This window comes from Pseudomonas fluorescens (genome assembly GCF_004683905.1).
Taxonomy (GTDB): Bacteria; Pseudomonadota; Gammaproteobacteria; order Pseudomonadales; family Pseudomonadaceae; genus Aquipseudomonas; species Aquipseudomonas putida_A.
Map to the genome: position 1 here is coordinate 1,066,855 of NZ_CP038438.1, position 23,476 is coordinate 1,090,330.

Below are 23,476 nucleotides of genomic sequence, written 5' to 3' on the forward strand. Positions count from 1 at the left end.
TGCTTTTGCGTATGAGAATATTTATCATTAATATTGCTCGCCTGTTGGTTCGGCTCGTTGGCCGGACGTTTTTTCGTTTCAGGGTCGAAACATGAAAGGCAAACTCGCCTCACTTCCCATGTCCTATCGTCTGGCTGTCACTTCGCGGGTGCTGGCGGCGGTGTTCGGCGGCTATCTGGTCGCGGCGCTGGCCAGTGTCGCGTTGACGATGTGGCTGCCGTTGAGCCGCGCCGAAGCGGTGGTGACCGGTATGACCATTTCCTTTCTGGTCTATCTGGTCGCGGTGCTGTGGTGCTTCGCTTGCCGCACGGCGTGGTCGGCGTGGGTCGGTTTGCTGGTGCCCAGCGTGATTCTGGCGACGGTGTCGGGTGCCGCGCGGGGCTTGGGTTACGCATGAAAGAGGGCTTTCGTCAGTCGATGGCCTGGCTGCACACGTGGACGGGGCTGGTGTTCGGCTGGCTGCTGTTTGCGATTTTTCTGACCGGAACGCTGGCCTATTTCAAGGATGAGATCAGCCACTGGATGCAGCCGGAAATTCCCGCGCGGCCGATTAATGCCGAAGCGAGCCTGACCCTTGCGCAAAGTTACCTGCAGCAACACGCCGCCGGCGCCTCGCGCTGGCTGATCGACTTGCCCGACGCCCGCGATCCCGGCCTGACGGTGCGCTGGCAGCAGGCGCCGAACGCACCGGGCCAGCGCGGCAAGTTCGAATCCAGAACACTCGACGCGCAGACCGGCAGCGAAGTCCAGGCCCGCGAAAGCCTGGGCGGCGAGTTCTTCTATCGCTTCCATTTCCAGCTGCAAATGCCTTATCCATGGGGCCGCTGGCTGGCGACGATGGCGGCGATGGTGATGTTCGTCGGGCTGATCACCGGCATCATCACCCACAAGAAAATCTTCAAGGACTTCTTCACCTTTCGCCCGCGCAAAGGCCAGCGTTCATGGCTCGACGGGCATAACGCGGTCGGCGTGCTGGTGTTGCCGTTTCACTTGATGATCACCTACAGCAGCCTGGTGATTTTCATGGCGATGGTCATGCCGGCGAGCATTCTGGCGTCCTATAACGGCGACGTGCGCGCCTTTTACGACGAAGTTTTTCCGGCATCGAAGACCCCTGAGCCAGCCAACCGGGCGGCGCCGCTAAGTCCGATGGCACCACTGCTGGCCAAGGCCAGCGAGCAGTGGGCGGGAGGCAGCACCGCGCGGCTGACAGTGAACAACCCGGGGGACGCGAATGCCTCGGTGGTGCTGTCGCGCCGTGGCGACCGCGTCGTCCACGATTTCGGGCGCGCGGTGACGTTCAACGGCGTCACCGGCGAGCGCCTCGGCAGCACCCCGGAGCAGCCCGTGGCGATGGCCGTCGGCGGCACGTTCTACGGTTTGCACATGGGCCACTTCGCCGGGGCGACGTTGCGCTGGCTGTATTTCATCTGCGGTCTGGCGAGTACCGCGATGATCGGCACCGGGCTGGTGATCTGGCTTGGCAAGCGCCAGCTCAAACACGCCAAGAGCGGCGTGATGCCGTTCGAATTGCGTCTGGTGGAAGTGCTGAACATCGCCAGCATGGCCGGGCTGGTGTTGGCGGTGGCGGTGTTCTTTTTGGCCAATCGCCTGTTGCCGACAGATCTGCTCGGGCGCGCCGATCAGGAAGTGAATGCGTTTTTTATCGCCTGGGCTTTGAGTGTGGTGCATGCGTTGCTGCGCAAAGGGCGCAAGGCCTGGGTCGAACAGCTCGCGCTGGCTGCCGTGCTGTTTATCGCGGCGCCGCTGATCAATTTGACCACACCGTGGAATCTCGGCGAAACGCTGGCGCAAGGTGACTGGACGCTGGCGGGTTTCGATCTGACTTGCCTGGGCGCAGGTCTGTTCCTCGGCTGGGCCGCATGGAAAATGCAGCGTGCCGGCGGCGCCGTCAGCGTGAAAAAAACATCCCGCGAAAAGCCGCGACCGATCGCGCTTGAGCAGGAGGTCAGCTGATGTTGCTGGCGCTGTTGCTGTGCTACGCCGGGTTCAGCGCGTTGTGTCTGTCGATGCCTCGGCACCACGATGAGCTGCTCGGCAACAAACTCTCGGTCCGACGCGCACGGGTTTTGAAACTCGCCGGTTGGCTGTTGCTCGGGCTGTCGCTTTGGGCGGCAGTCGCTGCACACGGCTGGAGTTTCGGTCTGGTCGACTGGTTCGCGGTGCTCATGCTCAGCGCCTTGGCGTTGGTGCTGTTGCTGCCGTATCGCCCACGTCTGGCCCTCGCACTGGCCGGGTTGAGTCTGCTGGCCAGCCCGGTCGCTGCCTGGGCGCAGGTCTGACATGCTGATCGGTCATCCCCCGGAATCCCGCGACGACGAACCGCACGGCGCGCGTGCGCATTTTCTTCAGGTGTTCCTGTCGCAGCGGTCGCAGATGGAAGCGCTGGTCAACCGGCGCGTCGGCTGCCGGGCCACGGCGGCGGATCTGGTGCAGGATCTGTTCCTGCGTTTCTGGCGGCGGCCGCTGGTGCAGGTCGAAGAACTCAGCACCTATCTTTTGCGCTGCGCCGGCAACATCGCCATCGATCACTTGCGCAGCGAAGGCACGCGTGTGCGGGTCAATGAGGGCTGGCAACCGGATGCGCCGGACAGTCACGGCAGCGAACCGCAAGCCGCGCTCGAAGCGGGCAATGATCTGCGCCATGTCGAGGCGGCGTTGCGTGCCTTGCCCGAGCGCACTCGGCAGATCTTTTTGCTCAATCGCATCCACGGCCGCAAATACGCAGACATCGCCAAAGCCATGGGCCTGTCCCAAAGCGCCGTGGAAAAACATATGATGCGCGCCCTCGAGGCCTGCAAGGCCAGCCTGCGCGAACCCGCGCCACGCCTGCCAGGGAAAGCACCGTGAAAGCCAACGACCGTGTCATTCCAACGCCCGCTCAGGAGCAGGCCGCGCTCGCCTGGCTGAGTCTGCTGCACGACCGCCCGAGCACCGGCGATCAACTGACCTTCAGCCACTGGCTGCGCGCCGATCCGGCCCACGCCGAGGCTTACGCCCAGGCGCAAGTGCTCTGGGAGTTGAGCGAAAGTCCGGCGCGTACCTTGGCCGATGAAGAGGCGTTGGCGTTGCAGGGCTACCTCAATGCGATGGATCGTCCGCGTCGTTTACTGCTGCTGCGCTGGTCGGGCGCGCTGGCGATGGCCGCGTGTCTGATGCTGATGATCAGCCTTGGCACGGGTTGGCAGCCGCAGCGCTGGATCGATGATCTCGGTGCCGATTACGTCTCGGCGCCGGGTGAAGTCCGCACCGTGACCCTGGCCGATCAATCGCAAGTCACGCTGGATGCCGACAGTGCCATCGCGGTGGATTTCAGTCAGGGCGAGCGGCATGTGCAATTGCGCCGCGGTGCCGGATTTTTCAGTGTCACGCATACGGGGGATCCGTTTGTGGTCGCGGCGGAGAAGGGCGAGGCGCGGGTGCTCGGCACGCAATTCGAAGTGCGTCTGCAGCCCGCAGGTGCGCAGGTCACGGTGCTGTCCGGGCGCGTTGGCGTGACGGCGAATCGCAACGCGCAACAGCAGATTCTGACCGCCGGCCAGCAAGTGGCTTACGGGCAGGGCAGTGCGGAAAAACTGCACGCGGTGGACAGCGAGGCGCAACTGGCTTGGCGTCAGGGCTGGCTGAATTACTACAAGGCGTCACTGGCCGATGTGGTGGAGGATCTGCGGCGCTATTACCCGGGACGGATTGTTGTGCTCAATGATGAACTGGCAGCGCGCAAGGTCAGCGGCAGTTTTCCGAGCAAGGATCCGCAGGCGGTGCTGAGTTCGTTGCGAGGGGTGCTGGGGTTTGAGCAGCATCAGGTGCTGGGGCATCTGATTATTTTGCGCTAGGTCTACTGGCCTCTTCGCGAGCAAGCCCGCTCCCACAGGGGAATGCATTCCAGAATGTGGGAGCGGGCTTGCTCGCGAAGGCGTCAGAACTACCGACACTGCTCTCGAAAAATATTTTCAAATTTGTGGTGAGGTAAACCGCAGCCCCATCCGTGTAGTGACTGAAACTGCGAGTCATTCGCATCCGTTGCGGTTCTACACAGGTCATTGAGCAATGAAGTCCAGGGCAAAATCGGGTTCGGTCAAACAGTGGTTGGGTGTTTCGGCATTGAGTTTTTCGGCGTTGGCGCTGTTGCCGCTGAGTGTGGCGCTGGCCGCTGAAACCGTCAGCAGTCCGACACAGAAACAGTTCAGTTTCTCCCTGAGCGCCAAACCACTGCCCCAGGCTCTGAGCGACTTCAGCCGCGTCACCGGGCAAAGCGTGGTCTACACCGATGAAGCGCCGTACGGCCTCAACGCCCCGGCCGTCAGCGGCCAGATGAGCGCCGAACAGGCGCTGCAACGCCTGCTCAGTGGTTCCGGCATGACCTTTCGCCGTACCGACAGCCACACCTTGGCGCTGGAACCGCAACCCACCGCAGGCGCACTCAATCTTGGCGCGACCACCATCACGTCGATGCGTGACGAGTCGATGAGCTATCAGCCGCCGCAGACCAGTTCGGTGATGCGCTCCTCGGCTTCGCTGCAGGAGATTCCTCAGACCGTCAACGTGATTCCGGCCCAGGTGATCCGTGATCAGGCCCCGCGCAATCTCGACGATGCGTTGGCCAACGTCAGCGGCATCACCCAGGGCAACACCTTGGGCAGCACGCAAGACTCGGTGATGACCCGCGGTTTCGGCGACAACCGCAACGGCTCGATCATGCGCGACGGCATGCCGATCGTGCAGGGCCGTGGCATGAACGCGACGGTCGATCGGGTCGAAGTGCTCAAGGGCCCGGCCTCGTTGCTCTACGGCATTCAGGATCCGGGCGGCGTGGTCAACCTGGTCAGCAAGAAGCCGGAACTGACTCAGTACAACGCGCTGACCCTGCGCGGTTCCACCTACGGCGACGGCAAAAATGGCAGCGGTGGCACCTTCGACAGCACCGGGGCGCTGGGCGAATCCGGGCTGGCCTATCGGCTGGTGCTGGATCATGAAGACGAAGATTACTGGCGCAACTACGGCACTCACCGCGAGACGCTGATCGCGCCGTCGCTGGCCTGGTTCGGCGAGCGTACCAAGCTGTCGTTCGGTTATGAACACCGCGAGTTTCTCACCCCGTTCGACCGGGGCACGGTAATCGATCCGCGCACCAACCATCCGCTGGACATCTCGCGCAACGAGCGTCTGGACGAGCCGTTCAACGACATGGAAGGCCGTTCCGACCTGTACCACTTCGAAGCCGACCACGAACTCAACGACGACTGGAAAGCTCATTTTGGCTACAGCTGGAACCGCGAAACCTACGACGCCAGCCAGGTACGCGTGACCGCCATCGACACCAAAAAAGGCACGCTGACCCGCAGCATGGACGGCACGCAAGGCGCGATCAGCACTGACCGTTTCACCACCGCCAGCCTCGAAGGCAAAGTCAACCTGCTGGGCATGCAACATGATCTGGTGTTCGGCGTTGACGATGAGTACCGCAAGATCTACCGCGCTGACCTGATCCGCCAGAAAAGCCTGAGCACCTTCAGCTATGTCAATCCGGTGTATGGCCGTGAAGTCGAAGGCACCACGGTCAGCCCGGCGGACAGCGCGCAGACCGATCTGCTGCGCAGCGATTCGGTGTTTCTGCAGGACTCGATACACCTCAACGACCAGTGGATTCTGGTCGCCGGCGGACGCTTCCAGGAGTACGACCAGTACGCCGGCAAAGGCGTGCCGTTCAAGGCCAACACCGACAGCAACGGGCAGAAATTCGTACCGCGCGCCGGTCTGGTGTATCGCTACACCGACGAATTATCGTTCTACGGCAGCTACACCGAATCGTTCAAACCCAACTCGACCATCGCCCCGCTCAGCGGCAGCAGCACCGTGCTCGACGGCAGCATTGCGCCGGAAGAGGCCAAGTCGTGGGAACTGGGTGCGCGTCTGGATATGCCGGGGCGCATCACCGGCAATATCGCGCTGTTCGACATCAAGAAGCGCAACGTGCTGGTCTCCAATTCTGAAGGCCCGACCACCATTTACAGCGCGGCTGGCGAAGTGCGTTCCCGGGGTCTGGAACTGGACCTGACCGGGCAGTTGACCGATCGCTGGAGCCTGATCGGCGCCTATGCCTACACCGATGCCGAGGTCACCGACGACCCGGACTACAAAGGCAATCGCTTGCAAAACGTGGCGAAGAACAGCGGTTCATTGTCGGCGGTGTATGACTTCGGCAGCGTGATGGGTGGCGACCAACTGCGGGTCGGTGCCGGGGCGCGGTATGTCGGCGAACGCGCGGGCAATGCGGTGAATGATTTCGACCTGCCGAGCTACACCGTGGCCGATGCGTTTGCCACTTACGACACCAGACTCGAAGGGCAGAAGGTCAAGTTCCAGCTCAACGTGAAGAACCTGTTCGACCGCACCTACTACACCTCCGCGGCGAGCCGGTTCTTTGTGTCGATGGGCGATTCGCGGCAGATTTCGCTCTCCAGTACGCTGGAGTTCTGATTCAGGACCGCGTCATCGTTCTTCGCGAGCAAGCCCGCTCCCACACTGGATGGTGTTATTCACACAATCTGAGTTCACTCTGAACCCTGTGGGAGCGGGCTTGCTCGCGAAGCGGCCCGATCAGGCAATAAAAACCCCGGATCTAACGCAAAAACGCCTGTCGATAATCCCCCGGCGTCCCACCCAATACTTGCCGAAACCGGTTGGTGAAATGACTGGCACTGGCAAACCCGCACGCCAGTGCAATCTCCCCCAGCGGCAACGCCGTGCCGCGCAACAATTCCCGCGCCCGGTTCAAGCGCCGCGCCAGCACGTACTGATGCGGCGGCAGGCCGAAGCTCACGCGAAACATCCGCGCAAAGTGGTATTCCGACAGCGCACACAATCCGGCCAGTTGCCCGAGGCTGATCGGCTCGGCCAACTGATTGTCGATGAACTCGACCAGTTGCCGCCGCTGATGGGGCGCCAGTCCGCCCTTGAGGCGCACACCCTGCCGGGCGCCGACCTGGCTGAGCAGGGTATGGCTGATCAATTCATGCGCAATGCTGCTGGTCAGCAGGCGTTCGGCCGGTTCGTCCCAATTCAGTGTCAGTAACTGACGAAAGCGTCGGGCCTGCTGCGGATCTTCCAGAAAGGTCTGCTCGCGCAACTGCATCTCTCGCGGCTCGCGATCCAGCAGCGTGACGCAACCCAAGGCAAATTGTTCGGCGCTGAAATACAGATGAGCGAGACGCAGATCGCCGTTGATCACCCAGCCCGATTGGTGATCGGCGGGCAGGATGCACAACTTGTCCGGTCCGCCCTTGCGCCCCGGTTGGCCACGGCGAAAGGTGCCCGTGCCCCCGGCGATGTAGCAGGAAAGCGTGTGGTGGCTCGGCGTTTCGTATTCCTGGGCATCGTGGTGGTTGGTCCACAGGGCCGCAGACAAGCCGTCACCGAGATCGGCGCTGTGCAACAGGCGTGCATTCGGCGAGCGGTTGAGGGCTTGGAAGACTTGCAGGGTATCGATAGCGGCCATATTCGGTTCTCTCCAACGCCTTGCATCCTACTCCGTAGCTTTCGCGCTGCCAGCCTGTCGAGCGACAAAAGCGCAAGAATCTGCAAGCGCCCCGATCGTTGCTGTCGCACCCTGAACCTCCATACAACACAACCCTGTGGCGAGGGAGCTTGCTCCCGCCGCGCTGCGCAGCGGACCCATCAGTGAGTGCTGCGCACTCAAGCGCGAGCAAGCTCGCTTGCCACAGAGTGCCCGGTGTTCTCAGGAGTTTCGTCATGAACCTTTCGCTGTATCTGCTGACCGTGCTGATCTGGGGCACCACCTGGATTGCCCTGAAATGGCAACTGGGCGTGGTGGCGATTCCGGTGTCGATCGTTTATCGCTTCGGTCTCGCCGCGCTGGTGCTGTTCGTGCTGTTGCTGCTCAGTCGGCGGCTGCAACCGATGAATCGGCGTGGCCATTTGATCTGTGTGGCGCAGGGGTTGTGCCTGTTCTGCGTCAACTTCATGTGCTTTCTGACCGCCAGCCAGTGGATTCCCAGCGGGCTGGTGGCGGTGGTGTTTTCCACGGCCACTTTGTGGAATGCGCTCAATGCCCGCGTATTCTTCGGTCAGCGCATCGCGCGCAATGTTTTGATGGGCGGGGCGCTCGGCCTGTTCGGTCTGGGAATGCTGTTCTGGCCGGAACTGGCCGGCCATCACGCCAGCCCCGAAACGTTGCTTGGTCTTGGCCTGGCGCTGTGTGGCACCTTGTGTTTTTCGGCGGGCAATATGTTGTCGAGTCTGCAGCAGAAGGCAGGCTTGAAACCCTTGACCACCAATGCCTGGGGCATGGCCTACGGGGCGGCGATGTTGTCGGTGTGGTGTCTGGTCAATGGCATTGCGTTCGACATGGAGTGGTCGCCACGTTACGTCGGGGCGTTACTGTATCTGGTGATCCCCGGTTCGGTGATCGGCTTCACCGCGTACCTGACGTTGGTCGGACGTATGGGGCCGGAGCGTGCGGCGTATTGCACCGTGCTGTTCCCGGTGGTGGCACTGAACGTGTCAGCGTTTGTTGAAGGTTATCAGTGGACGGCACCGGCGTTGTTCGGGCTGGTGTTGGTGATGCTGGGTAATGTCTTGGTGTTTCGTAAGCCGAAAACGCTGGTGGCGCCGGTGCAGGGGAAGTTGGTATGAAACAAACGATCACTGAACATCAGCGCTCGACTTTCAAGGTGATGTAAATCATCACCGGGAATATGAAGTCAATGATATGCCGGGCCCAGTCCTTGGCATTCCATGATTGTGAGGTGTCCATGTCAAACCATTCCACCCCCACGGTTTGCAGGCACACGTAATAAATGAAAATTGCCGCCAGTATGCCCATGATCGAGAACTTTTTTGCCTCATGGAATACCTCTGCAGGCGCATTGATGTGCCGATAGAGTTGATAGGTGCCTATCAGGCATAACGTCGTATACGTTACTTCCATCGTGATGATGAACCAGTAGATCCGGTGATGAATCATCGGTGAATCGATGGCTCGGTATTTTATGGACTCATTGGCGGTGGTAGTGTCCATGCTCAGGATATGAGCCACGTACGTGTAGTTCGAGTCATAGTCGGTAAAGTTGTGAAACATCACCAATACACCAAAGAAGCTGATGTAAGCCATCAATATAACTTTGCTGTAGCGAATAACTTTATCGGTTGTCAGGTTGTTCACGGGATTAGCTCTCCATAGCAGTGGTCGATCATTCGATTGCCAGGCAGAGCTTATAATGCTGTTGTTAAATTGGCTTTGTTGTTCAATTTCAAGTTGTGTAGGGCGGCAACTAACGGGCAAGTGCGGTTCTGCACTTGCCCGTCATTTTTTATCCGCGCCAGACTTGCGGATTGACCAGGTCCTGCGGGCGTTCGCCGAGCAGCGCGCTGCGCAGATTGGCCAGTGCACGATCGGCCATGGCTTCGCGCGTTTCATTCGTGGCGGAGCCGATGTGCGGCAATGTCACAGCATTTTTCAACTGGAACAGCGGCGACTCGGCCAGCGGTTCTTTCTCGTAGACGTCCAGTCCGGCGCCACGGATGCGATTGTTTTGCAGGGCTTCGATCAGCGCCGGCTCGTCGACCACCGGGCCACGGGAGATGTTGACCAAAATCGCCCCCGGCTTCATCAACGCCAATTCGCGATGGCTGATCAGGTGGCGGGTCTTGTCGCTGAGCGGCACCACCAGGCAGACGAAGTCGGCTTCGGCGAGCAACTGGTCGAGGCTGCGAAACTCTGCGCCGAGTTGCTGTTCCAGTTCGGTCTTGCGGCTGTTGCCGCTGTAGATAATCGGCATGTTGAAGCCGAAATGGCCACGGCGGGCGACGGCGGCGCCGATGTTGCCCATGCCGACGATGCCCAGGGTTTTACCGTGGACGTCACAGCCGAACAACGGTGCGCCGACGCTGGCCTGCCATTGGCCGGCCTTGGTCCAGGCGTCGAGTTCGGCGACGCGGCGGGCGCTGCTCATGATCAGGGCGAAGGCGAGGTCGGCGGTGCTTTCGGTGAGCACGTCCGGGGTGTTGGTGAGCATGATCCCGCGTTCATTGAAGTAGTCGAGGTCGTAGTTGTCGTAGCCGACGGAGACGCTGGAGACTACTTCGAGTTTTGTGGCGGTTTCGAGTTGGGCTTTGCCGAGTTTGCGGCCGACGCCGATCAGGCCTTGGGCGTGGGGGAGGGCTTCGTTGAATTGGGCGTTGATGTCGCCGTTCTTTGGGTTGGGGACGATGACGTCGAACTCTTGTTGCAGGCGTTCGATCATGGGTGGGGTGATGCGGCTGAAGGCCAGGACTGTTTTTTTCATTGGGCTTGGGCTCGGCTTCTGGGCTTTATTGCCAAGCAAGCTAACATTTCTGTTTTGGGTTGTCTTGGCGGCCTCTGGGCCGACCATGCTTTGGGTTGATGGGGGACATATCGAGAGTGTCAGATTTTTTGTGTGCGGGCCGGTAATGGCCTGCCGTCAGGCAGGCCTTCATTTCACCAGTTCGGCCTGATGAATCGGTCTCCATATAAAACCGCAAACTGATTCATGGCGCTTTTCCAGTCATGGGCGGCGCTGCCCCAGTTGGCGGTGATGTTTTTCAGCGCCAGCCAGATCAGTTTTGTCGCCGCCTCATCGGTTGGAAAGTGGCCTCTTGTCTTGATGATCTTGCGTAACTGCGAATTGATGCTTTCGATCGCGTTGGTGGTGTAGATCACTTTGCGTATCGCGGGTGGGAACACGAAAAATGGGATAACCCGCTCCCAGGCGCGTCTCCAAGCCGCCGCTATCGTCGGATACTGCTTGCCCCACGGCCCCGCTTCGAAGGCGTCCAGAGCCTGTTCGGCGACATCGGCATTGAGAGCTTGATAAATCGGCTTAAGGGCCTTGGCCAGTTCACGGCGCTTGTCCCACGCCGCGTAATCAAGGCTGTTGCGGATCAAATGGACGATGCATGTCTGCAGCGTTGTCTCTGGAAACACCGCACTCAAAGCCTCCGGCATACCTTTGAGCCCGTCAGTTACCGCGATCAGCACGTCTTCGACGCCCCGGGTTTTGAGGTCATTGAAGACCTTCATCCAGAACTTGGCACCTTCAGTGTTCTCGATCCAGATCCCCAAAATATCTCGGGTCCCATCCGGCAGCACGCCCAGAGCCAAGTAGATGGCCTTATTGCGAACCACGCCTTCGTCACGGATCTTGACCCGCAGAGCATCGAAGAAAATGACCGGATACATGGGCTCAAGCGGGCGTTGCTGCCAGGTACTGACTTCCTCCAGAACCGCATCGGTGACGGAGCTGATGAAGTCATGAGAGACATCTGTGCCGTACTGTTCCGAGAGGAAAGCACGAATCTCGCGAACGCTCATGCCACGGGCATACATGGCGATGATTTTGTCGTCGAAACCCGTGAAACGGCGCTCGTGCTTGGGGATCAGGATCGGGGCGAAACTGCCGTCGCGGTCTCTGGGAATATCCAGACGCAACGGGCCGTCTTCGGTCAGCACGGTCTTGCTGCTTCTGCCATTACGCTGATTACTCGAATCCTCAGGGCGCTCCGCGCCCTGAGGATAACCAAGGTGGTGCCCCATCTCGGCGCCAAGGGCTCGCTCGATCAGCGCTTTCTTAAACGCCATCGCGGCATCCTGAATAGCGTCGGCACTCATCGGGCCGCTGACGAACTGGTCGATCAGCTCTTGGGGAATGGAAGGAAGGTCACGCTGGGCCTCTCGGGCCGGTTTCTTTTTGGTCGGCATACATGCACCTCTGCGACATGTTATGCCCGAACACAAAATTTATGACACTCCCGACATATCCGTTGCTTCGGGTGCTGCTGCTGGCGGTTTCGCTCTTACAGCGACTCCCTTTGGCAAACGCCCCAAAGGAAGCAAAGGTCTTGGCCCCTGCGTTCGGCCCTCGCTTAGGCTCGGGTTCCTTCGTTGCGGGGTTCATCCGGGGGCATCGCCTCCGGTTTGCTTCGCTGCACCTCCTCTCGATGTATGCGGCTTCGCCGCATGGCGCTGCGCGCCTACCCCCGGATAAACCCCTCCACTCAGCCTGCCGATGGGGCCGGCACGGCAAGATCAAGAGCTTTCGGCGAGCTGACACTCGGCCATTTGAGTGGTGAAGAGCATGCGGTCTGTCTGGACTGCTTTGCTTTTCTGTAGGAGTGCGCCTGCTCGCGATGGCGGCCTGACAGCCGACCAGTTTCCAACTGACTGACCCAATCCCACTGTGGGAGCGGGCTTGCCAGCGAAGGCGGCCTGACAGCCGACCACTCTCTAACTGACTCACCCAATCCCTGTGGGAGCTGGCTTGCCAGCGATGGCGGCCTGACAGCCGACCAGTCTCTAACTGACTCACCCAATCCCCCTGTGGGAGCGGGCTTGCTCGCGAAAGCGGTGTGTCAGTCACCGAAAGTGTTGGATGTGCTGACGCCTTCGCGAGCAAGCCCGCTCCCACAATGGCTCAGCTGTGTGCTGCAGGTTGGCTGATTTCCACGTTGTCCAGCACCCGATTCACCGCCAGCTCGGCCAGCATGATGATTTGCTGGATCGCCAGTATCGTCTGTCGCTGCGGGGTTTCGACATAGGCCGCAATGTCGCTGGTCATGATGCTTGCCGAGGCCAGTGATTCGCAGGCGTGAACCAGCAGGCTTTCGTTGTCCATGTCGGGGACGACCTGGAACATGCTGCTGGGTTTGTGGAATCTCACAGCGGCGGCGGAAGGTTTCAGGTAATGGTCGAGTGCACGCTCGGCGGCGTCGTGGAGCTTTTTTGAATCGAGGGGTTCGTAGGGGGAGGTGCTTTCGGCTTGGGGCGGATTGGGTGTGGGTTTGAGCATGGTGGAACTCCATTCGGGATGTGGAGTTCGCCACGTACTGCGACCAAGCAATAGGGTGGCGAACCGTACGCAGGTTGGTCGACCAGGGAATGGAAACCCGGCAGGGCCAAGGCCCTCCCACGCACAGCTCGCCATTAAGCAAGCTTAAAAAGTGCGCCATTCTAAACCCGGACGACCAAGTCCGGTCGTTGATTCGTCAACGACCCCCTGAGCCTATCCACCCCACTTCCGAGTCACAACCGTCAAAACCTGTCGGAAAACTCCCTTCAAATCACCGCTTCTACAGTGAACACCGTATGTTGAAAATCAGTTGGCGACGCGGGCTCCGGCGAGGCTCCCACTCAACTCATACGCCGCCAGTTCCGCCTGATGTGCCGCCAATATCTCCGGCAGTGACCCGCGCAAATACTCGACCCAGGTCTTGATCTTCGCGTCCAGGTACTGCCGCGACGGGTAGATCGCGTACAGGTTGAGTTCCTGCGAGCGGTAGTTGGGCATCATCCGCACCAGCGTGCCGTTGCGCAGGCCTTCGATGGCGGCGTAGACCGGCAGGACGCCGACGCCCATGCCGCTGATGATCGCGGCTTTCATCGCATCGGCGGAGTTCACCAGGAACGGCGAGCTGTTGATGGTGACCATTTCCTGGCCGTCCGGGCCGTTGAAGGCCCATTTTTCCAGGGGGATCACCGGGCTGACGAGGCGCAGGCAGGCGTGGTTCAGCAGGTCTGCGGGCTTTTGTGCGCAGCCGTTGGCTTTCACGTAGGCCGGGGAGGCGCAGACGATGCTGTAGGTGATGCCCAGGCGTTGCGAGACGAAGCCCGAGTCCGGCAGTTCGCTGGCGAGCACGATGGACACGTCGTAGCCCTCGTCGAGCAGGTCCGGCACGCGGTTGGCCATGGTCAGGTCGAAGGTCACGTCCGGGTGGGTCTTGCGGTAGCGGGCGATGGCGTCGATCACGAAGTGCTGGCCGATGCCGGTCATGGTGTGCACTTTCAACTGGCCGGCGGGGCGGGCGTGGGCCTGGCTGGCCTCGGCTTCGGCTTCTTCGACATAGGCCAGGATCTGTTCGCAGCGCAGCAGGTAGCGCTTGCCGGCCTCGGTCAGGGCGATGCGCCGGGTCGTGCGATTGAGCAGGCGGGTTTGCAGGTGGGCTTCCAAGTTGGAGACCGCGCGCGAGACGTTGGCCGTGGTGGTGTCGAGTTGCACGGCGGCGGCGGTGAAGCTGCCGGCTTCGGCCACACAACTGAAGGCGCGCATGTTTTGCAATGTGTCCATGGGGTGCTCTCAAGGGAGATGGCAAATTGTGACACGAAGTTTCAGGGGCTGAGACCCCCGACCAACGGATTATCTCGTTAACGGTAACAAAGATTCACAGGAATCCCAGCTTATCGCCACCAAGGCGCCCACCTAGAATTGCGCCGCTCCCTGTAGGAGCTGCCGCAGGCTGCGATCTTTTGATTTTGTTTTAAGGGAATCAAGATCAAAAGATCGCAGCCTGCGGCAACCCCTGCACAAATCCCCGCCTTATCCTCTTTCAGGAATTCGCAGCTGTGCCGCGTCGCATCATCAGAGCGCTTTTGCCGCTCAGTGTTCTGGCTTTTACCCTGGGTCTCAGCGGCTGCATCTCAACGCAAGGAATTGCCCCGCATAGCACGGCATTGGAAGCCGACGCACTGGCCACTGACGACGCCATCGCCCACGCCGCCCGTGACGCCAACTGGCCCACCGCACAATGGTGGCAAGCCTACGGCGACCCGCAACTCAATCACTGGATCGACCTCGCCGTGCAGGGCAGTCCGAGCATGGCCATGGCCGCTGCACGGGTGCGTCAGGCCAAGGCGCTGGCCGGTGTCGCCGAGGCCGCCGAGTCGTTGCAGATCAATGGCGAGTCAACGCTCAAGCGCCACAACTGGCCGACCGACCAGTTCTACGGCCCGGGCGAGCTGGCCAACACCACCACCTGGGACAACAACGCCGCGCTGGGTTTCAGCTACGCCCTCGACCTCTGGGGCCGGGAAAGCAATGCCAGCGAACGCGCGGTGGATCTGGCGCACATGAGCGCCGCCGAAGCGCGGCTGGCGCAACTGGAATTGCAGAACAACATCGTGCGCGCCTACATCGAGCTGTCGCTGCATTACGCCCAGCGCGATATCGTCGCCGCGACGCTAAAACAGCAACAGCAGATTCTCGACCTGGCGCAGAAGCGTCTGGACGGCGGCATCGGCACGCACTTTGAAGTCAGTCAGGCCGAAACGCCGTTGCCGGAGACCCATCGGCAACTGGATGCGCTGGACGAAGAAATCGCCCTGAGCCGCAACCAGATCGCCGCGCTGGCCGGCAAAGGCCCGGGCGACGGTGCGCAGTTGCAGCGGCCGACGCTGGCGCTGGGTGCTGCGTTGAAACTGCCATCGGCATTGCCCGCCGAGTTGCTCGGTCAGCGCCCGGACGTGGTCGCCAGTCGCTGGCAAGTGGCGGCCCAGGCACGCGGCATCGATGTCGCGCATGCCGGGTTTTATCCCAACGTCGATCTGGTCGGCAGCCTTGGCTACATGGCCACCGGCGGCGGGGCGCTGGAGTTTTTGACTGGCAAGAAACTCAATTACAACGTCGGCCCGGCAATCTCGCTGCCGATCTTCGACGGTGGGCGTTTACGCAGCGAATTGGGTGAAGCCTCCGCCGGGTATGACATCGCCGTGGCGCATTACAACCAGACGCTGGTCAATGCGCTGAAGAACATCTCCGACCAGTTGATCCGTCGCGAGTCGATGGACAAGCAGCAAGCCTTCGCCGCCGAGTCGGTGGCTACCGCGCAGAAGACCTACGACATCGCGATGATCGCCTATCAGCGTGGCCTCACCGATTACCTCAACGTGCTGAATGCGCAGACCTTGCTGTTCAAGCAACAGCAAGTGCAGCAGCAGGTGCAGGCGGCGCGCTTGAGTGCGCATGCCGAGTTGGTGACGGCGTTGGGTGGCGGCCTCGGGGCTGGCAATGATGTGCCCACCACCGAGCAAACGGCAGCCCCGAAAACCCCGACCCTTTTGCGGTGAATACACGATCTCTTTGGCAATTTAATACCTGTGGTGAGGGGATTTATCCCCGATGGGCTGCGAAGCAGACCCAATACGGGCCTGTGCAATCTGACTGTGAGAACTCAATTGCCTTGTTTGGGGTTGCTACGCAACCCGTCGGGGATAAATCCCCTCACCACAGAGTTTGTGTTCACCACAAAAATTGATGTTTGCCACAGATGACTCTTCAGTCCTCAATCATTGAGCAAGACCAAATGACTCCCTTGCCCGCACCTCTACGCTGGCTCTACTCCCTGGAATGGCGCCGGGGTTTGTTTGACTGGGCGCGCAGCGATGGCGTGACCTGGGTGTATATCTTCAAGGTATTGCTCGCCGCGTTCCTCACGCTGTGGCTGGCGATGCGCCTGGAGTTGCCGCAACCGCGCACGGCGATGATCACCGTGTTCATCGTCATGCAGCCGCAGAGCGGCCAGGTGTTCGCCAAGAGTTTCTATCGTTTCCTTGGCACCCTGGCCGGGTCGGCGATGATGGTCACGCTGATTGCGCTGTTCGCGCAAAACACTGAGTTGTTCCTCGGTTCGCTGGCGATTTGGGTCGGCATCTGCTCGGCCGGTGCGGCGCGTTGCCGTAACTTCCGCGCCTACGGTTTTGTCCTCGCCGGCTACACCGCGGCGATGGTCGGACTGCCCGCGCTGGCGCATCCGGATGGTGCGTTCATGGCCGCCGTCTGGCGAGTGCTGGAGATCTCGCTGGGGATTCTCTGCTCGACAGTAGTCAGCGCCGCGATCCTGCCGCAAACCGCCAGCGCAGCAATGCGCAACGCCTTGTATCAGCGCTTCGGCGTGTTCGCGTTGTTCGTCACCGATGGCCTGCGCGGACGCAGCAAAGCCGAATCGTTCGAAGCGAGCAACGTGCGTTTCATCGCCGAAGCGGTGGGCCTGGAAGGGCTGCGCAGCGTCACCGTGTTCGAAGACCCGCACATGCGTCGGCGCAACGGTCGCCTCAGCCGTTTGAACAGCGAGTTCATGGGCATTACCACGCGCTTCAACGCGCTGCATCAGTTGCTGGAACGCTTGCGCGTGAATGACGAAGAACACGTGGTGGCCGCGATCAGGCCGGGCCTGCAGGATCTGGCGGAAGTACTCGACGGCTTCAGTGGCCGCGCCTTGACCAGCCCGGACGCGGCACGTTTGGCGACGGCATTGGCCACGTACAAGGAAGGCCTGCCGACGCGCGTGCGAACCTTGCGCGGCATTTTCCAGGAAACCGGTCCGAGTGAAGCCGAACAACTGGATTTCCACACTGCATACGAGCTGCTCTATCGCTTCGTCGATGACTTGCACAGTTATGCACAGACCCACGCCTCGCTGGCCGATCACCGCCACGAACGTGAGCGCTGGGACGAGCCGTTCACCCCGCAAACCAACTGGTGGGCCGCTGCGGCTTCGGGGATTCGCGCCTCGTTCATCCTGATTGTACTGGGCAGCTATTGGGTCGCCACCGCGTGGCCGAGCGGCGCGACCATGACCCTGATTGCCGCCGCGACGGTGGGCCTGTCTGCCGCCACGCCGAACCCGAAACGCATGGCGTTCCAGATGGCCTGCGGGACTTTCCTCGGAGCGGTGATCGGCTTCGTCGAGATGTTTTTCATCTTCCCGTGGATCGACGGATTTCCGCTGTTGTGCGTGATGCTTGCGCCAGTGATCGTGTTCGGCTCGTTCCTCGCTTCGCGACCGCAATACGCAGGTGTCGGTCTCGGTTTGTTGATCTTCTTCAGCACCGGTTCGGTGCCGGACAACCTGACCATTTACAACCCCTACACCTTCATCAACGACTACATCGCCATGGTCATGGGCATGCTGGTCTGCGCTGCTGCTGGCGCAATCATTCTGCCGCCCAACAGCCGCTGGTTGTGGAAGCGCCTGGAGCAGGATTTGCGCGAGCAAGTGGTCTATGCGATCAGCGGCAAACTCAAGGGCCTGGCGTCGAGTTTCGAGAGTCGTACTCGTGACTTGCTGCATCAGGCTTATGGTCTCGCCGCCGGGCAGCCGACCGTGCAGAAGAACCTGCTGCGCTGGATGTTCGTGGTGCTCGAAGTCGGCCACGCGATCATCGAATTGCGCAAGGAACAGGCGATCCTCCCGGTGCATCCGGCGTATGCCGAATCGCAGCCGTGGCGTCAGGCGATCCGCGTCATGGGCCGGGCGCTGGTGCGACTGTTTCTGCAACCGAACCCGAGCAATCTGGAGCGCGCACTGGTGGCGGTCGATCACGCGATCAGTCGGGTCGCCGCGACCGACGAGCCGTTTGCGCCGCACTTCGACACGTCCGCGTTACGCCGGGTGAAGAGTTACCTGCACTTCATCCGCACCTCGTTGCTCGACCCGCAATCACCACTCGCTGCCTATGCCGTCGCCAAGCCCGAAGGACTTGCCCATGCCTCGTGAAATCGCCTTCCACGGCGTGTACATGCCGACCATGACCCTGATGTTTTTTGTCGCTGCGGCGCTGGCCTGGGCCTTGGACCGGTTCCTCTCGGGGTTCGACCTGTACCGCTTTTTCTGGCACCCGGCGCTGCTGCGTCTGAGTCTGTTTACCTGTCTGTTCGGCGCCATGGCGCTGACTGTCTACCGTTGAGAACGTTCTGATGAAAAAGTTTTTCAGCCTGCTTGCGACCCTGCTGGTGCTGGCCCTGGCACTGTGGATCGGCCGGACCCTGTGGGAGCACTACATGAACACCCCGTGGACCCGCGACGGCCGGGTGCGGGCGGACATCATCAACGTCGCCGCCGACGTCACCGGGGAAGTGGTCGACGTACCGGTGCGCGACAACCAATTGGTGAAGAAGGGCGATTTGCTGATGCAGATCGATCCCGAGCACTACCGCATCGCGGTCAAGCAGGCGCAGTCGCTGGTCGCGTCGCGCAAGTCGACCTGGGAGATGCGCAAGGTCAACGCGCATCGTCGCGCCGACCTCGACAACCTGGTGATCTCCAAGGAAAACCGCGACGACGCCAGCAACATCGCCGACGCCGCGCTCGCCGACTATCAACACGCGCAAGCACAACTGGAAGCCGCCGAACTCAACCTCAAACGCACCGAAGTGCGCGCAGCGGTGGATGGCTACGTGACCAACCTCAACGTGCATCGCGGTGACTACGCGCGCATCGGCGAAGCGAAAATGGCCGTGGTCGACATGAACTCGTTCTGGGTCTACGGCTTCTTCGAAGAGACCAAACTGCCGCACGTGCGCGTAGGCGACAAGGCCGACATGCAACTGATGAGCGGCGAAGTGTTGAAGGGCCACGTGGAGAGCATTTCCCGCGGCATCTACGACCGCGACAACCCGGAAAGCCGCGAGCTGATCGCCGATGTGAACCCGACGTTCAACTGGGTGCGTCTGGCGCAGCGGGTGCCGGTGCGCATTCACATCGACGAAGTGCCGGAGGGTGTGTTGTTGGCGGCGGGGATTACTAGCACGGTGGTGGTGAAGCAAGAGTCTGTGGATAACTGACAGACCGCGCCGACTGAATCGCGAGCAGGCTCACTCCTACACTGGATCTCTGCCACACCGAAGATTCCTTGTAGGAGTGAGCCTGCTCGCGATAAGGACAACCCGGTCTTTCAGACCAAAACCGAGTAATCACTCAGCGCAAAACGTCTCCTGCAAATGCCGCCACAGCACCCGCCCGGCCTCGGTCTTTTCAAACACCACCGTCGACCGGCGATCGGTGCGCAACCCGCTCGCATCGCTCTGCTGCTCGCGATAACTCAGCGTCGCGCCATGCGCATGCAGCGCAATCCCGCGCAGCTCACTGAGCTCGATCCTGAACCCGGGCTTCTTCCCGCCCGCCGCGTGAAACAGCGCACGCAAGGCTTCGATATCCAGCGCCCGGCCCAGCGGCGTGACCATGGAAAAATCCGCCGAGAATCGGCTCAGCAAGCGCTCCATTTCGGCTGAATCCTGCTCCACGGCAAACCAGCGTTCGATCACCAGGTGGGCCTGGATCACTTCATCAAAATATTCGTTGTAGTCAGTCATGTGGATTTTTCCTGAAGGGGAGGTGGGCTCAGCAGGGCGAGCACTGTGGAGGCGTCGAAACGCAGCACGGCGACCATTGGCAGCAATGTGAGCAAGGCCGCCGCGACAAAGCAGTATTTGAATCCGTTGCCGCCCAGTGCGCCCAACAGCGAACTGAGCAACGCGGCGCCAAGACAGAAACCGAGCTGGCGATTGATGTTCCACAGAGCGCTGGAGTGGCCCATTTTTTCCGGCGCGATGCCGACAAATGCCAGGCTCTGCGCGGTGACGCTGCACAGGCTGCCGCCCAGTCCCATCAAGGCATAGGCAATGATCAGCGGCGTGGCGGCGGGTTGTTCGATGCGCATCAGCAGGACAATCCCCAGGCACTGCAAAAGCATCCCGGTGATCAGCAGCGGTTTGGGGCCAATGCGGTTGAAACTGCGTTTGCCGAGCATGATCGCCACCCCCGATGCGGCCGCCCAGGACAGCATCAACGCACCGGTCTGCGCGGCGCCGAAACCGAGGTCGTGCAGGTACAACACGGCAATCATGTTGGTGCCGGTAAACACCCCGGGCACGAACAGGTAGATCAGCATTGCCAAACGCAGTGACGGACTCTTGAGCAGTTGCAGGTCGAGCACCGCGTCGGGTTTGTGCCAGCCATCACGCAGGTACAGCCATAAGGTCAGGACGCCGAGCAGCAGAACTCCGCCGGCGAGGTGTCGGGTAGCGGCGGCGCTCGCCAGGCTCACGGCAATCAACAACAGAGTCAGGGCTGCCACCGCTAGCAGCAGGCCGCGCAGATCCAGTGTCGGGCGTTCCGTGCCGGGTTGATCCGCTTGCAACCACAGCAGACCCAGGCCGAACGCGAGCAGCGCCAGCGGCATGTTCAGGTAGAAAATCCAGCGCCATGACAACGCCTCGACGATCAGGCCGCCCGCCGCCGGCGACAGGGCTGGCACCATCAGCGCGACCATCAGCACTACGCCGGTAAGGTGCGCGCGTTGCGTCGCTGGATACTGCCGATAAGCCAGGGCCTGACCGATCGGCAGCAACAAGCCGCCACCGAGGCCTTGCAGCAAACGCCAGCCGATCAGGCTTTCAATCGACCCGGCCTGGGCCACCAGACCGGAAGCGATGCCGAACAGCAAAAGCGAACCGAGAATCAGCCGCCGTTCGCCCAGCCGCGCCGCGAGCCACACGCTCAGCGGAATGATCAGTGTCAGCCCGAGCATGTAGGCGTTGGTGATCCACGCCAATTGCGTCACCGAGGCCTGTAATTCCCGGGCGATGTCCGGGTAGGCGATGCTCGCGGCGAACATGTTCAGCAGGTCGAGGGCGAACCCGAACAGATACACCAGCGCGACTTTCGAGCGATAGGCCATGGCAGCTTCCCTGTAATGAGACGCGCAGGGTAGTGCGCTTCAGGCGTTAGGAAAACGCTGGTTTGCCTGCTAGTTTGTCAAAATAATTTTGACAGGGAGTGCGCTGGATATGGTCAGTCTGGACCGTTTTGACACTTTCAAAGCCGTGGTCGAGGCCGGGTCGTTGACGGCGGCTGCTGAGACGCTGGGCCAAACTCGGGCGGTGGTGAGCTTCAATCTCAAGCGCCTGGAAGAAGAACTGGGCGTCACCTTGCTCACGCGTAACACTCGGCAACTGGCCCTGACCGATGCCGGCGAGCGCTTCTATCGGCGCTGCCTGCGCACCCTCGACGAAGCGCGACTGGCGATCGAGGAAGCGCGCTCTGAGCATTCGCAACTCAAGGGCACGTTGCGCATCACCACCACCGTGGAGTTTGCCCTGGCCCAAGTGGTGCCGGCGCTGGAGGTGTTTCGCCAGCAACAGCCGCAACTGAACATTCACTTGTCGACATCCTCGACCCACGCCGATCTGATCTCCGAGCGCTTCGACATGGCGATCCGTCTGGGACGCATGCACGACTCCAATCTGCGCGCGGTGCAGTTGTCGAGGTTCGAAGTGTTTGCGGTGGCGGCGCCGCAACTGGTCGAGCGCTTCGCGCCGGTTGCCACGCTGGCAACGCTGGAGTCGATGCCGACGCTGGGCCATGGCCGAGTTCCGGAAATGACCGTGACCGACCCGGCCGGCAGTGAGCATGTCTACCAGCCAAAACCGGGGACCACCGCCATCGTCGCCGACAACTCGGCGACGCTCAGGGCGTTTGCGCTGACTGGCCAAGGCGTGGCGATTTTGCCGCAGTGGCTGATTCAGGAGGATCTGCAGGCGGGGCGATTGGTGCGGTTGCTGGCCGATTATCGCTTTGCCCAGCAGGGTGTTTATGCGCTGTACCCGGATACCCGGCATCTGCCGCTGAAGGTACGGGCGTTTATTGATTTCATGAAGGGCTGGGGCTGAGTGTTGGCTGATCTGGCCCCTTCGCGAGCAAGCCCGCTCCCACATTTGGAATGCATTCTCCTGTGGGAGCGGGCTTGCTCGCGAAAGCGTCAACCCGGTCTCAGAGCTTCCCACGCAAGCCGAACCGCTTCATCAACGTCGACTCCAGCAATCCCTTGGGCAATAACGTCGCCAGCAACGGCAACGCGCGGCTGCCATTACCAATGCGGATCAAGCGTGGCGGCGTGTTCTGCTGCACAGCCTTGAGCAACTCAGCCGCAAACTCACTGGCCGGCGTCGATTTCTCCTCCCACATTTGGAATGCATTCTCCTGTGGGAGCGGGCTTGCTCGCGAAAGCGTCAACCCGGTCTCAGAGCTTCCCACGCAAGCCGAACCGCTTCATCAACGTCGACTCCAGCAATCCCTTGGGCAATAACGTCGCCAGCAACGGCAACGCGCGGCTGCCATTACCAATGCGGATCAAGCGTGGCGGCGTGTTCTGCTGCACCGCTTTGAGCAACTCAGCCGCAAACTCACTGGCCGGCGTCGGCTTGTCCTGCGAGGCCTTGGCCCGCGCGCGAATCCCCTCACGCAACGGAAACCAAGGTGATTGCTCGTTGATCAGTTGCTCCGCTTCATGCCCGGCATTCTTGGCGAAGCTCGACTGGATCGCCCCAGGCTGGACCTCCATCACGCGGATACCGAACGGCGCCAGCTCCATGCGCAGCGCATCGCTCAGCGCATGCACCGCGGCTTTCGAGGCGCAGTAGGCGCCGGCGAACGGCGTGACCAGTACCCCTGAGACACTGCCGATGTTCACCACCAGCCCCTTGGCCCGGCGCAGTACCGGAAACAGGGCGCGGGTAACGCCGACAATCGAGAACACATTGGTTTCGAACTGGCGCTGCATGGCCGGCACGCCGCCGTCGAGCAGCGGTCCCATGGCGCCATAACCGGCGTTGTTGATCAGCACGTCGAGGCCGCCGTGTTGCTGGTTGATGCGCTCAGCGAGTTGTTCCAGCGCCACACTGTCATTGACGTCCAGCGCGATTGCGCTGAACCCCGCAGCGGCGAGGGCCGCGACGTCTTCAGCCTTGCGCGCACTGGCCCAGACCTCATAACCGGCGGCTTTGAACGCATCGGCGAGGGCGCGGCCAATGCCGCTGGAGCAACCGGTAATCAACGCAACGGGCATGGCGCATTCCTTGGGCAAAAA

General features: G+C 61.2%; 21 protein-coding genes and 1 pseudogene. 12 read left to right on the forward strand and 10 right to left on the reverse strand.

Annotated features, from left to right (window positions below):
* The first annotated feature begins 91 nt into the window (after positions 1–91).
* The 6 genes from E4T63_RS04770 (at position 92) to E4T63_RS04795 (ending at position 6,501) form a co-directional block, all read left to right on the forward strand.
* Complete coding sequence (locus E4T63_RS04770; protein ID WP_007967542.1) at positions 92–397, forward strand: DUF3649 domain-containing protein; 306 nt, start codon at positions 92–94, stop codon at positions 395–397.
* Positions 394–1,977, forward strand: coding sequence for a PepSY-associated TM helix domain-containing protein (locus E4T63_RS04775; protein WP_135294989.1), 1,584 nt, complete (start codon positions 394–396; stop codon positions 1,975–1,977). The genes E4T63_RS04770 and E4T63_RS04775 overlap by 4 nt, the downstream gene beginning before the upstream one ends.
* Positions 1,977–2,303, forward strand: a complete 327-nt coding sequence (locus tag E4T63_RS04780) for a DUF3325 domain-containing protein (RefSeq protein ID WP_098967271.1) — start codon at positions 1,977–1,979, stop codon at positions 2,301–2,303. Before E4T63_RS04775 ends, E4T63_RS04780 begins: the two co-directional genes overlap by 1 nt.
* Position 2,304: 1 nt before the next feature.
* On the forward strand, positions 2,305–2,871 hold the full coding sequence (locus tag E4T63_RS04785; RefSeq protein ID WP_003221797.1) for an RNA polymerase sigma factor: 567 nt from the start codon (positions 2,305–2,307) through the stop codon (positions 2,869–2,871).
* Complete coding sequence (locus E4T63_RS04790) at positions 2,868–3,857, forward strand: FecR family protein (protein WP_135294990.1); 990 nt, start codon at positions 2,868–2,870, stop codon at positions 3,855–3,857. Before E4T63_RS04785 ends, E4T63_RS04790 begins: the two co-directional genes overlap by 4 nt.
* Positions 3,858–4,071: 214 nt before the next feature.
* Positions 4,072–6,501, forward strand: a complete 2,430-nt coding sequence (locus tag E4T63_RS04795) for a TonB-dependent siderophore receptor (RefSeq protein ID WP_135294991.1) — start codon at positions 4,072–4,074, stop codon at positions 6,499–6,501.
* Between the two features lie 142 nt (positions 6,502–6,643).
* Here E4T63_RS04795 and E4T63_RS04800 read toward each other — a convergent pair whose 3' ends face one another.
* Complete coding sequence (locus E4T63_RS04800) at positions 6,644–7,519, reverse strand: helix-turn-helix domain-containing protein (protein ID WP_097090427.1); 876 nt, start codon at positions 7,517–7,519, stop codon at positions 6,644–6,646.
* A 254-nt stretch (positions 7,520–7,773) separates the two neighbouring features.
* Here E4T63_RS04800 and E4T63_RS04805 point away from each other — a divergent pair, with 254 nt between their 5' ends.
* The gene (locus tag E4T63_RS04805) at positions 7,774–8,676 is read left to right on the forward strand and encodes a DMT family transporter (protein WP_134785470.1); all 903 of its coding nucleotides are present in this window, start codon (positions 7,774–7,776) and stop codon (positions 8,674–8,676) included.
* Positions 8,677–8,695: 19 nt separating this feature from the next.
* Here the strand turns inward: E4T63_RS04805 and E4T63_RS04810 are convergent, their stop codons facing one another.
* The 5 genes from E4T63_RS04810 to E4T63_RS04830 all read right to left on the reverse strand — a co-directional run bounded on the left by E4T63_RS04810 (position 8,696) and on the right by E4T63_RS04830 (position 14,123).
* The gene (locus E4T63_RS04810; protein WP_135294992.1) at positions 8,696–9,205 is read right to left on the reverse strand and encodes a DUF2165 family protein; all 510 of its coding nucleotides are present in this window, start codon (positions 9,203–9,205) and stop codon (positions 8,696–8,698) included.
* 148 nt (positions 9,206–9,353) lie between these two features.
* A complete protein-coding gene (locus E4T63_RS04815) occupies positions 9,354–10,328 on the reverse strand; it encodes a 2-hydroxyacid dehydrogenase (RefSeq protein WP_135294993.1) in 975 nt (324 codons plus the stop codon).
* Positions 10,329–10,501: 173 nt separating this feature from the next.
* Positions 10,502–11,761, reverse strand: a complete 1,260-nt coding sequence (locus E4T63_RS04820) for an IS256 family transposase (RefSeq protein ID WP_098964685.1) — start codon at positions 11,759–11,761, stop codon at positions 10,502–10,504.
* A 712-nt stretch (positions 11,762–12,473) separates the two neighbouring features.
* On the reverse strand, positions 12,474–12,848 hold the full coding sequence (locus tag E4T63_RS04825) for a DUF6124 family protein (protein WP_098967280.1): 375 nt from the start codon (positions 12,846–12,848) through the stop codon (positions 12,474–12,476).
* A gap of 306 nt (positions 12,849–13,154) precedes the next feature.
* Positions 13,155–14,123, reverse strand: a complete 969-nt coding sequence (locus tag E4T63_RS04830; RefSeq protein ID WP_027610909.1) for a LysR family transcriptional regulator — start codon at positions 14,121–14,123, stop codon at positions 13,155–13,157.
* 275 nt (positions 14,124–14,398) lie between these two features.
* Between E4T63_RS04830 and E4T63_RS04835 the strand changes: the two genes are divergently transcribed.
* The 4 genes from E4T63_RS04835 to E4T63_RS04850 all read left to right on the forward strand — a co-directional run bounded on the left by E4T63_RS04835 (position 14,399) and on the right by E4T63_RS04850 (position 19,394).
* On the forward strand, positions 14,399–15,898 hold the full coding sequence (locus E4T63_RS04835) for an efflux transporter outer membrane subunit (protein ID WP_135294994.1): 1,500 nt from the start codon (positions 14,399–14,401) through the stop codon (positions 15,896–15,898).
* Between the two features lie 236 nt (positions 15,899–16,134).
* Positions 16,135–18,327, forward strand: a complete 2,193-nt coding sequence (locus E4T63_RS04840) for an FUSC family protein (protein WP_135294995.1) — start codon at positions 16,135–16,137, stop codon at positions 18,325–18,327.
* A complete protein-coding gene (locus tag E4T63_RS04845) occupies positions 18,317–18,517 on the forward strand; it encodes a DUF1656 domain-containing protein (RefSeq protein WP_003221811.1) in 201 nt (66 codons plus the stop codon). The genes E4T63_RS04840 and E4T63_RS04845 overlap by 11 nt, the downstream gene beginning before the upstream one ends.
* Before the next feature lie 10 nt (positions 18,518–18,527).
* Positions 18,528–19,394, forward strand: coding sequence for an efflux RND transporter periplasmic adaptor subunit (locus tag E4T63_RS04850; RefSeq protein WP_135294996.1), 867 nt, complete (start codon positions 18,528–18,530; stop codon positions 19,392–19,394).
* Positions 19,395–19,523: 129 nt separating this feature from the next.
* Here the strand turns inward: E4T63_RS04850 and E4T63_RS04855 are convergent, their stop codons facing one another.
* Both E4T63_RS04855 and E4T63_RS04860 read right to left on the reverse strand, forming a co-directional pair.
* Positions 19,524–19,922 (reverse strand): DUF4440 domain-containing protein, encoded by a 399-nt coding sequence (locus E4T63_RS04855; RefSeq protein WP_135294997.1) that lies wholly within the window; start codon positions 19,920–19,922, stop codon positions 19,524–19,526.
* Positions 19,919–21,289 (reverse strand): MFS transporter, encoded by a 1,371-nt coding sequence (locus E4T63_RS04860; RefSeq protein WP_135294998.1) that lies wholly within the window; start codon positions 21,287–21,289, stop codon positions 19,919–19,921. The genes E4T63_RS04855 and E4T63_RS04860 overlap by 4 nt, the downstream gene beginning before the upstream one ends.
* A gap of 109 nt (positions 21,290–21,398) precedes the next feature.
* On the opposite strand from E4T63_RS04860, the gene E4T63_RS04865 reads away from it, so the two are divergent.
* Positions 21,399–22,280 carry a LysR family transcriptional regulator gene (locus E4T63_RS04865; protein WP_134785477.1) on the forward strand — a complete coding sequence of 294 codons (882 nt, stop codon included), beginning with the start codon at positions 21,399–21,401 and terminating at the stop codon, positions 22,278–22,280.
* 100 nt (positions 22,281–22,380) lie between these two features.
* Here the strand turns inward: E4T63_RS04865 and E4T63_RS04870 are convergent.
* Both E4T63_RS04870 and E4T63_RS04875 read right to left on the reverse strand, forming a co-directional pair.
* A pseudogene (locus tag E4T63_RS04870) lies at positions 22,381–22,569 on the reverse strand (SDR family oxidoreductase); the annotation flags it as partial.
* Positions 22,570–22,630: 61 nt separating this feature from the next.
* Entirely contained in the window at positions 22,631–23,455 is an 825-nt protein-coding gene (locus E4T63_RS04875) for an SDR family oxidoreductase (protein ID WP_134785478.1), read from the reverse strand.
* Positions 23,456–23,476 lie beyond the last annotated feature (21 nt).

Bases quoted from the DNA above. Each gene is read 5' to 3' on its own strand.
- E4T63_RS04770 (WP_007967542.1), top strand. From the start codon at position 92: ATGAAAGGCAAACTCGCCTCACTTCCCATGTCCTATCGTCTGGCTGTC.
- E4T63_RS04775 (WP_135294989.1), top strand. From the start codon at position 394: ATGAAAGAGGGCTTTCGTCAGTCGATGGCCTGGCTGCACACGTGGACG.
- E4T63_RS04780 (WP_098967271.1), top strand. From the start codon at position 1,977: ATGTTGCTGGCGCTGTTGCTGTGCTACGCCGGGTTCAGCGCGTTGTGT.
- E4T63_RS04785 (WP_003221797.1), top strand. From the start codon at position 2,305: ATGCTGATCGGTCATCCCCCGGAATCCCGCGACGACGAACCGCACGGC.
- E4T63_RS04795 (WP_135294991.1), top strand. From the start codon at position 4,072: ATGAAGTCCAGGGCAAAATCGGGTTCGGTCAAACAGTGGTTGGGTGTT.
- E4T63_RS04800 (WP_097090427.1), bottom strand. From the start codon at position 7,519: ATGGCCGCTATCGATACCCTGCAAGTCTTCCAAGCCCTCAACCGCTCG.
- E4T63_RS04805 (WP_134785470.1), top strand. From the start codon at position 7,774: ATGAACCTTTCGCTGTATCTGCTGACCGTGCTGATCTGGGGCACCACC.
- E4T63_RS04815 (WP_135294993.1), bottom strand. From the start codon at position 10,328: ATGAAAAAAACAGTCCTGGCCTTCAGCCGCATCACCCCACCCATGATC.
- E4T63_RS04820 (WP_098964685.1), bottom strand. From the start codon at position 11,761: ATGCCGACCAAAAAGAAACCGGCCCGAGAGGCCCAGCGTGACCTTCCT.
- E4T63_RS04825 (WP_098967280.1), bottom strand. From the start codon at position 12,848: ATGCTCAAACCCACACCCAATCCGCCCCAAGCCGAAAGCACCTCCCCC.
- E4T63_RS04830 (WP_027610909.1), bottom strand. From the start codon at position 14,123: ATGGACACATTGCAAAACATGCGCGCCTTCAGTTGTGTGGCCGAAGCC.
- E4T63_RS04840 (WP_135294995.1), top strand. From the start codon at position 16,135: ATGACTCCCTTGCCCGCACCTCTACGCTGGCTCTACTCCCTGGAATGG.
- E4T63_RS04845 (WP_003221811.1), top strand. From the start codon at position 18,317: ATGCCTCGTGAAATCGCCTTCCACGGCGTGTACATGCCGACCATGACC.
- E4T63_RS04850 (WP_135294996.1), top strand. From the start codon at position 18,528: ATGAAAAAGTTTTTCAGCCTGCTTGCGACCCTGCTGGTGCTGGCCCTG.
- E4T63_RS04855 (WP_135294997.1), bottom strand. From the start codon at position 19,922: ATGACTGACTACAACGAATATTTTGATGAAGTGATCCAGGCCCACCTG.
- E4T63_RS04860 (WP_135294998.1), bottom strand. From the start codon at position 21,289: ATGGCCTATCGCTCGAAAGTCGCGCTGGTGTATCTGTTCGGGTTCGCC.
- E4T63_RS04865 (WP_134785477.1), top strand. From the start codon at position 21,399: ATGGTCAGTCTGGACCGTTTTGACACTTTCAAAGCCGTGGTCGAGGCC.
- E4T63_RS04875 (WP_134785478.1), bottom strand. From the start codon at position 23,455: ATGCCCGTTGCGTTGATTACCGGTTGCTCCAGCGGCATTGGCCGCGCC.